This is a genomic window from Paenibacillus sp. 7523-1 (assembly GCF_002276415.1).
Taxonomy (GTDB): Bacteria; Bacillota; Bacilli; order Paenibacillales; family Paenibacillaceae; genus Paenibacillus; species Paenibacillus illinoisensis_A.
In genome coordinates this window covers 122922-136262 of the sequence record NZ_NPBR01000028.1, presented here as the reverse complement: position 1 = coordinate 136262, position 13341 = coordinate 122922, and the positions used below count along the sequence as shown (strand labels likewise).

The 13341-nt window shown below is 47.4% G+C and carries 16 protein-coding genes; all 16 read left to right on the top strand.

Annotated features, from left to right (window positions below):
* The first annotated feature begins 4 nt into the window (after window positions 1-4).
* The 16 genes from CHH60_RS26465 (at window position 5) to CHH60_RS26390 (ending at window position 13288) form a co-directional block, all read left to right on the top strand.
* On the top strand, window positions 5-730 hold the full coding sequence (locus CHH60_RS26465) for a phosphoribosylanthranilate isomerase (protein WP_095361956.1): 726 nt from the start codon (window positions 5-7) through the stop codon (window positions 728-730).
* Window positions 727-1926, top strand: a complete 1200-nt coding sequence (gene trpB / locus CHH60_RS26460) for a tryptophan synthase subunit beta (RefSeq protein WP_095361923.1) — start codon at window positions 727-729, stop codon at window positions 1924-1926. Before CHH60_RS26465 ends, trpB begins: the two co-directional genes overlap by 4 nt.
* On the top strand, window positions 1923-2729 hold the full coding sequence (trpA, locus tag CHH60_RS26455; RefSeq protein WP_095361922.1) for a tryptophan synthase subunit alpha: 807 nt from the start codon (window positions 1923-1925) through the stop codon (window positions 2727-2729). Before trpB ends, trpA begins: the two co-directional genes overlap by 4 nt.
* Window positions 2730-2802: 73 nt before the next feature.
* Complete coding sequence (gene hisC, locus CHH60_RS26450) at window positions 2803-3903, top strand: histidinol-phosphate transaminase (protein WP_095361921.1); 1101 nt, start codon at window positions 2803-2805, stop codon at window positions 3901-3903.
* A gap of 26 nt (window positions 3904-3929) precedes the next feature.
* The gene (locus CHH60_RS26445) at window positions 3930-5024 is read left to right on the top strand and encodes a prephenate dehydrogenase (RefSeq protein WP_095361920.1); all 1095 of its coding nucleotides are present in this window, start codon (window positions 3930-3932) and stop codon (window positions 5022-5024) included.
* 647 nt (window positions 5025-5671) lie between these two features.
* The gene (locus tag CHH60_RS26440; RefSeq protein ID WP_095361919.1) at window positions 5672-6265 is read left to right on the top strand and encodes an RNA polymerase sigma factor; all 594 of its coding nucleotides are present in this window, start codon (window positions 5672-5674) and stop codon (window positions 6263-6265) included.
* Window positions 6262-6897, top strand: a complete 636-nt coding sequence (locus CHH60_RS26435; protein ID WP_095361918.1) for an anti-sigma factor family protein — start codon at window positions 6262-6264, stop codon at window positions 6895-6897. The genes CHH60_RS26440 and CHH60_RS26435 overlap by 4 nt, the downstream gene beginning before the upstream one ends.
* 39 nt (window positions 6898-6936) lie before the next feature.
* Complete coding sequence (locus CHH60_RS26430; protein ID WP_095361917.1) at window positions 6937-7536, top strand: histidine phosphatase family protein; 600 nt, start codon at window positions 6937-6939, stop codon at window positions 7534-7536.
* 235 nt (window positions 7537-7771) lie between these two features.
* On the top strand, window positions 7772-8890 hold the full coding sequence (locus tag CHH60_RS26425) for a hypothetical protein (protein WP_095361916.1): 1119 nt from the start codon (window positions 7772-7774) through the stop codon (window positions 8888-8890).
* 46 nt (window positions 8891-8936) lie between these two features.
* A complete protein-coding gene (locus CHH60_RS26420) occupies window positions 8937-9443 on the top strand; it encodes a gamma carbonic anhydrase family protein (RefSeq protein WP_095361915.1) in 507 nt (168 codons plus the stop codon).
* Between the two features lie 23 nt (window positions 9444-9466).
* On the top strand, window positions 9467-9646 hold the full coding sequence (locus CHH60_RS26415; protein WP_095292837.1) for an IDEAL domain-containing protein: 180 nt from the start codon (window positions 9467-9469) through the stop codon (window positions 9644-9646).
* Window positions 9647-9799: 153 nt separating this feature from the next.
* Window positions 9800-10222 carry a DUF2487 family protein gene (locus tag CHH60_RS26410; RefSeq protein ID WP_095361955.1) on the top strand — a complete coding sequence of 141 codons (423 nt, stop codon included), beginning with the start codon at window positions 9800-9802 and terminating at the stop codon, window positions 10220-10222.
* 192 nt (window positions 10223-10414) lie between these two features.
* Window positions 10415-10957: a ubiquinol-cytochrome c reductase iron-sulfur subunit gene (locus tag CHH60_RS26405; RefSeq protein ID WP_095361914.1), complete on the top strand. Its 543-nt coding sequence runs from the start codon at window positions 10415-10417 to the stop codon at window positions 10955-10957.
* A gap of 15 nt (window positions 10958-10972) precedes the next feature.
* On the top strand, window positions 10973-11644 hold the full coding sequence (gene qcrB / locus CHH60_RS26400) for a menaquinol-cytochrome c reductase cytochrome b subunit (protein WP_017687726.1): 672 nt from the start codon (window positions 10973-10975) through the stop codon (window positions 11642-11644).
* Between the two features lie 21 nt (window positions 11645-11665).
* Window positions 11666-12547 carry a menaquinol-cytochrome c reductase cytochrome b/c subunit gene (locus CHH60_RS26395; RefSeq protein ID WP_095361913.1) on the top strand — a complete coding sequence of 294 codons (882 nt, stop codon included), beginning with the start codon at window positions 11666-11668 and terminating at the stop codon, window positions 12545-12547.
* Window positions 12548-12661: 114 nt separating this feature from the next.
* Entirely contained in the window at window positions 12662-13288 is a 627-nt protein-coding gene (locus CHH60_RS26390) for a DUF1405 domain-containing protein (RefSeq protein WP_095361912.1), read from the top strand.
* Window positions 13289-13341: the final 53 nt, after the last annotated feature.

Genomic DNA, 13341 nt, shown 5'->3' with positions numbered 1-13341 from the left:
ACTTATGAATGACGGTGTAGGCGGCAGAGATAACAGGGCGCCTAGAGAATCGGCAGCGGCAGTAAAAATTTGTGGACTTCAGGACGTTGAAGTGCTAAAATCGATGATAAACTTGCCGATTGATTACATTGGTGTTGTCTTTGCCGAGTCCCGTCGCCAAATTGATGCGCGTAAGGCTGCCGAGTTAAGAGCGGTCCTCATGGACTGGAATGCTTCTTATCGTCCGAAACTGACGGGAGTATTTGTGAATCCTTCAATCACAGAACTGGAGGGTGTCATGGAAGCAGCTCACCTGGATGTTATACAGCTGCATGGACAGGAGTCTCCGGAATTTTGCGGACTGGTGAAGCAGCGTTTCGGGACCGAGGTGTTCAAGGCTCTTTCCTTTCCCAAAGATGAAACAGCTGCAGAAGTGAACGATACTGCCAAGAAGGCACTTGATCCTTATCAAAACGTTGTGGATGCCATATTACTGGATACCTATGATCCGTTATACGGAGGAGGTTCCGGCAAGACGTTTGCGTGGGATCGTATTCCCGCTTATGCCGAATGGGCAATTCAACATGGAATTGCTCTGTTCGTAGCAGGGGGGCTGCATCCGGATAATGTAGAACAACTGATACAGACCTATGCACCAGACGGCGTCGATGTATCCAGCGGCGTAGAGTCTGACGGCCTGAAAGATATTGCAAAAATCACAGCATTTGTAGAAAGGGTGAAGCAGGCATGACACATCAATTGCCGGATCAACACGGGCGATTCGGTCCCTTCGGAGGCCGCTTTGTTCCTGAGACACTAATGAACGCTCTAATCGAATTGGAAGAGGCGTATGATCGTTACTCTCAAGACGAGGAATTCAATAAGGAATTAAACTATCTGCTAAGTGAGTATTCCGGACGGGAGACGCCGCTGTATCATGCGGAACAGTTGTCTCGCCATCTGGGAGGACCGAAGATCTATCTGAAGCGGGAAGATTTGAATCATACCGGTGCACATAAAATTAACAATGCGATCGGACAAGGCTTGCTTGCCAAACGTATGGGTAAAAAGAAAGTCATTGCCGAAACGGGTGCCGGACAACATGGTGTCGCAACGGCAACCGTTGCTGCACTGCTTGGTCTTGAATGTAAAGTGTTCATGGGCGAAGAAGATACAGAGCGTCAACAACTGAACGTATTCCGGATGAAGCTGCTGGGGGCGGAAGTGATTCCGGTGACGTCGGGCACACGGACACTGAAGGATGCAGGGAATGAGGCTCTTCGTTACTGGGTCAGCAACGTGGAGGATACATTCTATGTGCTTGGATCAGTCGTTGGTCCTCATCCATATCCCATGATGGTGCGTAACTTTCAACGAGTCATTGGGGATGAGACGCGCAGACAGATCCAGGAGATCGAAGGGCGTCTTCCTGATGTGATTGTTGCGGCTGTCGGTGGCGGAAGCAATGCAATTGGTATGTTTTACCCGTTTATCGGGGATCAGGATGTGAAGCTTGTTGGTGTCGAAGCTGCCGGCAAAGGTGTGGACACTGAATTCCACGCAGCGACGATGAGTAAAGGCACACATGGCGTATTTCAGGGTTCCATGAGTTATTTGCTTCAGGATGAGTATGGACAGGTTCAACCTGCACATTCCATCTCGGCGGGTCTGGATTATCCAGGCGTTGGTCCGGAGCATTCCTATCTGAAGGATATTGAACGTGCTAAGTATGTACCGATCACAGATCAGGAGGCGCTGGATGCTCTGCAGTTGCTCAGCCGTACAGAAGGTATCATTCCTGCACTGGAATCTGCACATGCTGTGGCTCAGGTCGTTAAGCTTGCACCTGAACTTACAGCAGACGATATCGTTGTCATCTGTCTGTCCGGTCGGGGAGACAAAGATGTTGAATCCATTATGAAATATACGGGAGGGAACTTGTCATGAATCGGATGGACCAGACCTTCCTGCGTTTAAAGGAACAAAATCGTACAGCACTTATTCCGTTTCTGACCGTTGGTGACCCCGATGTGGAGACGACAATTGATATTATCAAGGAGCTTGAACAGGCAGGAGCTGACATCCTGGAGCTTGGGGTTCCCTATTCCGATCCGCTTGCGGATGGCCCTGTCATCCAGCGTGCTTCCGAGCGTGCGCTGAAAAGCCAGATCTCCATTCGTACCTGCATGGAAACAGCGGCCAAAGCACGCGAGGCTGGGGTACAGCTACCGTTTGTTCTCTTTACGTATTACAACCCTGTACTGCAAACGGGACTTGATTTGTTCTTTGATGAACTTGTGAAACACGATATTAGCGGCATGATTATTCCAGATCTTCCCATTGAGGAAGCAGAAGAGATGCGCCGCAGGGCGGACGAGGCAGGCGTGCATCTGGTTCCGCTGGTAGCTCCTACGTCCAACGCGCGGATTGAGCGTATCGTTACTGGAGCGAGAGGCTTTATCTACTGCGTATCTTCGCTAGGTGTAACGGGGGAAAGAGCCTCCTTCTTTGACGGAGTAGAGAGTTTTATTGAGACTGTGAAAAGTCTGACAGATATTCCGGTAGCGGTAGGGTTCGGCATTTCCAGCCATGAGCAAGTAGAGCGTTTTTCCCGCATCTGTGACGGGGTGGTTGTCGGGAGTGCCATTGTTCGTCAGGTGGAAGAAGCGATTCCTCTTCTTGGAAATCCGGATACCCGTGAGGCAGGGCTGTTGCAAATTCGCAACTTTGTGGCACAATTAAAAGGATAGGGAGATAACGGCGTGTTATTGCCCTGCATGTTTCGGCATGTAACTTATAACTTAACTACAGGAGGCGGTCGGGTTGAAACCGAAATCCCAGATTGTCAATCTGCCTGTGTACCAACCGGGCAAACCGATTGAAGAAGTGAAACGTGAACTGGGGCTTGAGCAAGTGATCAAGCTGGCCTCCAACGAAAATCCATATGGCAGCTCTCCTGCCGTACTGGAAGCCATTACGAAAGAGCTGGCCCATGTTAGTCTGTATCCTGACGGCAGCGCCGTTGAGCTGACAGGAGTGCTGGCAAAGCATTTGGGCGTGGAACGAAACAACATTATTTTTGGCTGCGGATCAGACGAGATTATTGCATTAATTACCCGTGCTTTCTTCCTTCCCGGCGATGAGACAATCATGGCGGATCAGACGTTCTCCGTGTACAAAAGCAATGCAGACATTGAGGGCGCAGTGACAATTGAAGTTCCGCTTCAAGATGGAACGCATGACCTGTCCTCCATGCTGGCGGAAATTAGTGATAAAACCAAAGTCATCTGGGTATGTAATCCGAATAACCCTACAGGGACAATTATCTCTGAACAGGAACTTGTAGCATTTATGGATCGGGTACCTGCTCATGTCATGGTTGTGGTGGATGAGGCCTATTATGAGTTTGTAACGGATGCGGCTTATCCACAAACCATTTCCATGCTGGATCGTTATCCGAACCTGGTCATTTTACGGACATTCTCCAAAATCTATGGCCTTGCTTCACTACGAATTGGATATGGCATTGCACGTCCGGAGGTCATCGACCTGATTAACCGTGTACGTGAACCATTCAACACGTCGCGTTTTGGCCAGGTGGCAGCAACGGCTGCACTTTTGGACCAACCATTTGTTCAGGAATGTGCGAAGCAGAATGCATCTGAACGTGATTATCTGCAAAACGAGTTTACCCGTCTTGGATTGCCGTTCTTCGCGTCGCAAGGAAACTTCATCTTGGTCGATTTGGATATGCCATCTAAAGATGTGTTCCAATCCTTGCTCAAACAAGGGATCATTGTCCGCCCTGGATTCCAAGTCTATCCAACATACATCCGTGTGTCTGTAGGCAAACCAGAACAGAACCGTGCTTTTGTGACGGCATTGGAGAACACGCTGGCTGAGAAGGCGACAACAAGCCACTAAAACCGGCGATGAAAGAGTGAGGTCTCATGAAATTAAAAATTGCAATGATTGGTGTGGGGCTCATTGGAGGATCTCTCGCGCTTTGCTTCAAAGGCAAGCCGGGAGTAACTGTAATGGGCTATGCACATCTACCTGAATTGAAAGAAAAGTACATAGCGAGTGGTGTAGTGGACGATGCTACACTCTCTCTGGAAGAAGCGGTGCAGGATGCCGACTTTATTTTTTTGTGCGTTCCGGTAGGTTTGCTTGAATCATATTTTCAACAATTGGCGAAGCTGCCCTTGAAAAAGGGATGCATCATCACGGATGTTGGCAGCACCAAAGCTTCAATTGCGGCTTGTGCTGAGCATGTACGCATGACCGATGCCTACTTCATTGGCGGTCATCCGATGGCCGGATCTGAGCGTGCTGGTGTTGATGCGGCGTCGGCCGTACTTTTCGAGAACGCGTATTATGTTCTGACTCCGTCTGCACATGTTCCTGAAGAGGCATATGCCAGACTATCCGAGCTACTAGCGTATACGCGGGCACAGATCGTCAGAGTTGAGCCATTATTACATGATGATATTGTGGGAGCTATCAGTCATTTACCACATGTCATCGCGGTAGCGCTCGTGAATCAGGTACGTGAATATAATGAATCAAATCCCCTGTATAAAATGTTGGCGGCAGGCGGGTTCCGTGATATCACACGTATTGCATCCAGTGATGCGATTGTATGGCGTGATATCCTGCTGAGCAATCGTGAAGTACTCCTTGGTCTATTGAAGGACTGGAACAGCCAGATGTCTGCTTTTACGGATATGCTGGAAAACGAGAATGGCCCAGGAATCGAAGAAGCATTCCGTCAGGCACGTGAATTCCGCAGCGTATTGCCAGAACGGCGTAAAGGCATGATCTCGCCGCTGTTTGACTTGTATACAGACGTTCAGGATGCACCAGGGATGATTGGTAAGATCGCAACAGAGCTTGGGACACATGATATCAACTTGAGCAACCTGGAGATTATCGAGAACCGGGTCGATGTGCCAGGCATCATGCGTTTGTCATTCCGTCAGGAAGAGGATATGGAACGTGCGAAGTCTTTATTGGATTCCCTGGGATATCAGGTCTGGGTATGAGAATAGAAAAAAGAGGGCGAGAGCCCTCCTTTTTTTGTGTATTGATAAACAGTTGTTATGATACGTCCTTAAAGAAGGGCAAAAAAAAGACCGCTTACATAAGCGGCCATTGCTCACGTGGAGCAATACAGTTATTGGATAGGAGTGGAGAGAAACCATACTGTACTTTTATTATATGTATACGTTTTCATTTTGTCAACACTTTATAAAAAATTGTTAAATCAAATTATAACTTACGTAAATTCAGGAAATAAAACCCTCCAAAAAAGGATCTGAAATAAAAAGGTAAAAATTTTGCAACCTTTTTGGATCTCTTTGCGTCTAATGAGTGTGCAATGTGCAATTTTGCCAGTTGGGTTCTTATGTAGTCATACTCGTGAAATAAGAGGCATAAGAATGACAGGTCGGGCTTTTGTAAATCGTAAAGAATTTGCCAGGAGGCTGCTGACCGTTGTACAATAAATACTGTTAATGTAGAAACGTTGGGGAAATTGCCATTACATAGGGGAATTTGGCGTAGAGGCCTGATATGGCTTTACGCTGTTTTATGCGGTGAGAACCGCAACTTTTTTGTGCCTGTTCGGTAATACATGGATAGAGTCGAACGGGGAGAAGCACATGGATGGGCGAGGAGGGGTCGCACTCAAATGACGGATTCCCAGTTGATTCGAGAGATCAAGGAAGGTAACCTGGAGTTATATTCCGAGCTGATGCGTCGTTATCAGCGTAAAATACTGGCTTTCGTATATCATATGTTGAAAAGTTCCAATATGGAGCTGCTTGCGGAAGATCTCTGTTCTGAGACTTTCTATAAGGCGTTCCGCAGTTTACACTCATTCCGCGAGGTGGATGCCTCATTCTCGACGTGGTTATATACCATTGCGAGAAATACGGTGCTGAGTGAGCTGCGCAAACAGCGCAGTGGCAGTGTTCCTCTAGAAGAGAGCGGGATTGTACCCATTGCTCCTTCCGAGAACGCCCCAGAGCATGCTGTACTGCGCAGTGAGCGGGTCATGCTGGTTAGAGATGCCATTAACAACTTACCGGAGAAGCAGCGTTCTGCCATCATACTCCGTGAATATGATCAACTAGACTACCAGGAGATTGCGAATATTCTTGGGCAGAGCGTCAGTTCTGTAAAATCGTTATTGTTCAGAGCAAGATCTAGCGTAAAAACTCAATTGGAACCTTATTTCTTCGAACCGGTGTACGAGCCATATGAAGGGATGAAGAACAGATGAATTGCAATGAAGCCCAGGACTTGTTTGCACTGATCTGGGACTTGCCGGCAAATCATCCGCAGCGGCTTGCTTTTCATGCACATCTGGATGGTTGTGAGGAGTGCTCGCAGCAGTTTGAAGTTTGGGAAGAAGCCCAAGTACTGCTGCACAACATACCGGAACCAGTGACAGAGCAGCAGGCAGAGAGAGTCAATCGCAACGTAATGGACCGCATTTATGCGGAGTCCCCGTGGCTTTTGCCTGAAGAGGCAAAAGTGAATCGATTCTCAGCTGCGATCCGCAAGCATATGACGTTGTGGATTGCTGCGTTTCTGGCCATTTTTTTATGCAGTTTCTTATACATGGCGATGTTTAAGTCTGGGGTATCAGAAGCTGAACAGCAAAGTGTCGTTTCTACGGGGATACTCGAAACAGCTGTTGCTGGAAGCGATCTGACTGCTTCAGGTATGTATCAGTACGACATGCCAGGGGCCGACAGAGGAAGCATTATTGAACCCTTTGTCGTAAGTATGGGACCTGCGTATCCGGGATACTGGATGGCCTTGTCACTACTCGCCATTGGCATGGCTTTGTTTTCGCTGGGGCGGATGCATCGAACGACGAACAAACGTAAACAAGGTGCGCGTGCGTAGTTAACCAGGCGTTCGCCGTATAGAGAAATGAGGGATGAGATGCGAATTGGGCTTATTCGTCACGGTCTTACCGATTGGAACGCTGCAGGGCGTATCCAAGGGCAGACAGACATACCATTGAATGCAGAAGGGCGTCAGCAGGCAGAACGTCTGGGACACCGTCTGTTGACAGAGGATTATCAATGGGACTATATCATTACCAGTGGTTTATCGCGAGCCCAGGAGACAGGAGAGATTATCTCTGGATTGCTAGACGTGCCTATGCTTGAGCCAGATGCGCGTTTGAAAGAAAGAGGTTTCGGTCAGATCGAGGGTTTGACCTCGGATGAACGAATCACCCGCTGGGGAATGGATTGGGAGACGCTGGATCTGGGGCAGGAGCAGATTATTGATATACAGACTCGCGCTTTAGCGTTTCTAGAAGATTTGTGGGCTGCATATCAGGACAAAAATGTTTTGATTGTAACTCATGGCGCTTTTCTCGCAAACCTGTTGTCTGCCTTGTTCAAAGACCGCTATACGGAACGAATTGGCAACCTGTCACTTACGATCCTGGAAAAAGAACAGGATGACTGGAGTCCCTTGTTATATAATTGCACACGACATCTATCATTGGATGCGGCTAAACAATCTGAGTAATTGGACTCAGGTTGTTTTTTTTGTTTTGAAACAGCGAAACTGTCGTTTGGTATCATTCTGTGCCTCTCATTTTTCTTCTGAGCAGACAAGTTCGGGCATAGGATGAATAAAAAGATAAAAGATTTGGTAAATGAGGTTTAGATCATGGGAATTCCGTCAAACATGTTTACAAAACCAAACTACTCCGGCCCCGAATCAGTAGCCAAATAGTAGTTAACGGCGAGGCGATGGACCCATGAATCTAGCGGATATGCTAACTTTTGCCGATATCGGCCAGCTTAATCGAATAGCAGACTATTACCAGTGTGAGTGTAAACCCAATTCCAAACATGAACTCATCCAGAGTATTCTCACAACGTTGGGCAGTAGACGGTTTTTTGAGCAACAGGTCAGCGAACTTAATGTGGCCCATCTGCGTTTCCTGAACAACCTGCTATTTGATCCTCGGCAATACTTTGGCATGGAGGAGCTTGTCGCCATTGCCCGTCAATCGATGGACAAAAAAGAAAGCGAGTCCGGTGCCAGTCCGCGAGATCTTATAGTTCGGTTCACCAAGAGTGGATGGTTATTCAATGGAACAACACAGCATACGAAGTACCTTTACCAGGTACCCCAGGATCTGAAAATGAGGTTCCGGGATGTGTTATCCGCTCACCTGAAGGCAGGTATTAAAACGACAAATGAACCACCGATGTATCGAGATGAATACCATCTGCTGGTAGACGATCTGAAGTTGTTCCTGCAATTTGTGCAGCAGCATGAAATTACTTTGAACGCAGAAGGAATGATGTACCGTCGTTCTCAGCAGCAGGTGATGGACCATCTTCATGTCAGTGAATCATTGGTTGGAAAAGCGGGATGGAGGTTTGGCTACGGTCGTTCCTTCAAGGATTACCCTGACCGGTTTGCATTGCTATATGACTATTCTTTCCACCACCGGCTTGTTCGGGAAGAACAGGGGCTGCTGAAATTGACTGCAGCCGGCGAGGAAAAACTGGGTGCAGAGAATACAGCCGAGATGATACAGCTATTTCGGTTTTGGTTAAGACTTTATAAAGGTGCTATTCCAAACTTGTCCTCCATTGTGTATTGGACAGGAGAATGTGCGCCTGGTTGGTCCACTGCAGAGTCCTTGTTCCGACAAATTGGCCCGTTAATCCAGCCGTTTTATTACGACACACCGGAGACGATCTATGAAACGAGAGTTGTCAAAATGATGCTGCATCTGGGAATGCTTCGCATCGGAGAGCAGGAGGGTGAGAGTACCGTGCAAATGACAGCATGGGGCTTACGGCTTGCTGCAACCTGCCGATCGCTGTCTGGTGACACGACTCCTCTTGTGTTTGACATTTAGGGGACAAGTTGCTAAAATCACTCCCAAATTAAGGAGTGATACTGAAATGATAATCCCATTCAAGGGTCAACAACCGCAGCTTCATTCTTCGGTGTATGTAGCTGAAGGTGCCAAACTTATAGGTGACCTGAAGTTAGGTGCAGATTCAACGGTCTGGTTCAATGCCGTATTACGGGCCGATCTGGCGCCAATTTGGATCGGACAACGTTGTAACATTCAGGACAATGCTGTTGGACATGTGAATACGAATCAACCTTTGATTCTGGGAGATGACGTTTCAGTGGGACATGCCGCGATTATTCATGGTTGTCACATCGGAACAGGCTCGCTGATCGGTATGGGAGCCATCCTTCTCAATGGAGCCGATATTGGTGAGTACACACTGATTGGGGCCGGTTCTGTTGTAACTGAAAATACTAAAATTCCGCCCTATACCCTAGCTCTGGGAACACCAGCCAAAGTGATCCGTGAATTGACGGATGCCGACCTTGAGCGGATGTCGAGGACTTCACTTGGTTATGTTGCCAAAGGTAAGGAATATAGGAGCTCTTAAATCCGTTTTGGAGGTGCATCCTATTGGATAAAATGAAAGTTACGTATGAAGTCATGTTGGGGCTGGCTGCTGAGATGGTGTGGGACGAAGCGCTTCGTAAACAGCGTAGCGAGAAGCTGTATATGGAAATCGACAAGGCGTTGGCTACCGGAGACGAAGTAGCTTTCCGGAGTCTGACGGATGAACTGAAAACCATAAACTGATTAACTGATGATCCAACCATATAAGAAGGAAATGCGTGATTACGCATTTCCTTTTGTGTTTTTTGGGAGAGATTTACGAATAACTCTATAGATTTACATCGTTTGCTCATATATAATATGGGAATAAAATGGATAGAGAGGGGAAATAGGGAATTGAAATTCAGTGAGATGACTCAAGACAGCTGGGCTGAACTGCAACTCTATCTGGATACATGCCTTATTCCATTCACCGGTCTTACGGGAAATCATTCGCCGGCTGAAGCCACGGAAGCACTAGAGAGGCTTAGAGATTTTCTGGATCTGATTGAGGTCCCATTTAAAGGGAGGGTCATGACATATCCAGCGTTCCATTTCGCTTTTCCGGAAATGTCAATGGCATTAAACACCATATGTGAGCAGCTGAAGCGCTCAGGATTCAGATATGTGGTGATAATGACATCAGATGGTTTATTGGACAAAGACAAAATTTCTTCTGCAGATCTGGTTTTTAATCGTTCTCAAATGGTTGAGGAAATAGATGAAGCAAAAATAGCAGGGTATGTCGGGGAAAAAATACGCGAGATGTGGAAGAATTAACATCTGACTGGAAATGTGACAATTTATCAACACTTTTTTAATAACGCTTACAATTGAACCTTAAAAATGTGTGACAAATTCTTGACGGTGTTCTAGGGCTACTATATGATTATGTATGTTCTAGTAAGTCGTGGAATTTCTGATAATGAAAACGTATGAGAGAGTTGGCTGAAAAAGGGGGGTGGAGACAGTATGAGCAGTGAGCATGACCAGCACGAAGCCTCGAACAAACCACCAAGCCGGATGGAGATGTCACGCAGGCAGTTTTTAACGTACACGCTTGGTGGAGCTACAGCCTATATGGCCGCCGGTGCGATTCTTCCCATGGTCCGTTTTGCGGTGGACCCAATTTTGCAGCACAAGGGAGAAGGCACTTCTGTCAAAGTAGCTGAGATCAGCAAAATCACGAACGAACCTCAAGAATTCACATTTGAACTGCAGCAGCAAGATGGTTGGTACCTGAGTAATGCTTCGCTTGTGGCATGGATTCGTAAGGATGAGCAGGGTAAAATTTATGCGCTTTCACCGATCTGTAAACATTTGGGTTGTACAGTCGGCTGGAACAGTGACAAAAATTATCCTGATGAGTATCATTGCCCCTGCCATGGCGCGCACTATGACAAGGAAGGAAAAAATCTTGCCGTAGCCCCGAAACCGCTGGATGAATATGTGGTCAAGGAGGAACAGGGCTGGGTATACCTGGGCGAGATTGTTCCGAACACCCGAGTGAAATAGGAGGCGTGAACGCAGATGTTTAAAAATGTCTATGACTGGATTGACGAGCGTCTCGATATCACGCCAATCTGGAGGGACGTTGCGGATCATGAAGTTCCAGAGCACGTAAACCCGGCTCACCACTTTTCCGCATTCGTCTACTGCTTTGGTGGCTTGACGTTCTTTATCACCGTAATTCAGATTCTCTCAGGAATGTTTCTTACGATGTATTACGTACCTGATATTATCAATGCTTATGCCAGTGTCGAGTATCTGCAGACCAAGGTAGCTTTTGGCCAAATTGTGCGCGGCATGCACCACTGGGGAGCCAGTCTGGTAATCGTAATGATGTTTTTACATACGATGCGTGTATTCTTTACAGGCTCTTATAAAGCGCCCCGTGAGATGAACTGGGTTGTCGGCATGTTGATCTTTTTCGTCATGCTGGGTCTTGGATTGACCGGGTACCTGCTGCCATGGGATAACAAAGCCTATTTTGCAACCAAAGTTACCCTGGAAATTGCCAATACCGTCCCATGGCTCGGACCTATTATTAAAGAATTCCTTCAAGGTGGAACCATTGTAGGTGCACAGACGCTAACACGATTCTTTGCCCTGCACGTCTTCTTCCTTCCCGCTGTGCTTCTGGTGCTTCTGGTCGGACACTTCATCATGATCCGCAGACAGGGCATTTCGGGACCACTATAACTTGAGAAGGGAGGAATCGCAATGGCTCACGGACACAAGCCTGATGATCAGGAGAAGATTATCTTTGTCGGTGATTCACGCGTCCGAAAAGGGGCAGGTTTTATTACTCCACCGGACTATACAGCGTATCCAGGCAAATCAGAAGCATTTATACCTAACTTTCTGCTGAAGGAATGGATGGTTGGTGTTGTGGTGCTGGTGGGTATCCTGGTACTGACCATCTCTGAACCTGCGCCGCTTGGTTATCCGGCTAATCCAAGTGCATCCGTTATTCCGATGCCGGACTGGTATTTCCTTTTTCTGTACCAATATCTGAAATATCCATACGCGTCAGGCGATTATGTCCTGCTCGGTGTTCTGGGTGTCAGCGGGGTTGCATTTGGAGCGTTGCTGCTTGCCCCGTTCTTGGATACAGGCAAGGAACGACGATTTTACAGACGTCCAATTGCATCATCACTCATGGTTCTGTCAATCCTCTCTGTATTTTATCTCACGAATGTGGCTTGGACTCACTACAAGCACGAGCTTGAAGCAACAGGCCAGAAGCCTGAACACATTCAGCGTGAGGAAGAGGCACACGAGAAGCATGAACAAGGTCTGCCGACTTCCAATGCACCAGGCCAAAAGGAAGAAGTGGCCATCGTTGAGAAGGATGATCCTGCAATGGAAACGTTCAAAAAGGCAGGATGTGTGGCATGTCATGCTGCAGATATGAAGGGAGCTAGTGGACCTTCGCTTCGTGGTATTGGTGACAAACATAGCCAGGAAGAGATCTTGACCATTATTAAAGAGGGATATAACGGCATGCCGGCCATGTATGATCAAGCCATCGCCCAAGGTCTGACAGACGACGATATCAATCACCTGGCGGAATGGCTTGCGAAACAGAAGGCAGAACAGTAAAATCAAATTAAGCCAAAAACCTGACTGTTGTTGCGGTCAGGTTTTTTTGAATGTTTAACCAAATTAACGCTTCATAAAGACAATAGGAAGTATAAGAAGGAAGGGGCAGCGAACGTGTCTTTATCTTTTTTCTGGAGCCGGGAATTTCTGACCAATCGGTATTTTCTGTGGCTTCTGTTTTGGTGTAATGCAGTAGGTACCGTGTACGGGTACATATGGTACGGAGATCAGCTGAAATTAACACTGGCGGAACAGCCCCTATGGCAGGTTGTATTTGTTCCGGACAGTCCTACAGCGAGTTTGTTTTTTACCCTTGGTCTTTTATGGGTTCTATATAAACCTAAGTCTGTGGTGCTCAACCGAATCGGACATGTTATTCAAGCTCTCGCTGTGGTTACGTCGGTGAAATATGGGGTCTGGGCCGTTTCGATTATTTTTGTGGGTTGGATGCAGGGTGGTTCGCCGCATTGGCAGGACTGGATGCTGATCGCCTCACACAGTGCCATGGCCATTGAAGCGTTGATTTATGTCAGGTTCTTTGGTTTCAGATGGTTGGCGCTGCTGATTGCCAGTCTATGGACGTTATTGAACGATACGATGGACTATACATATGATATTTTCCCTTGGCTGCCTAGTGCTCTCTATCAGCATCTGGATGGTGTGCGCAATTTCACTTTCGGGCTTACCCTGGTTAGCATTCTGTGCGCGTGGCTGGCATTAAGACAGGCGAAACGAGCCTGATTTTGCAAGCTTGTTCTAAGTGGTCGCGCCCTGCCATACATTGGTATGGGGGG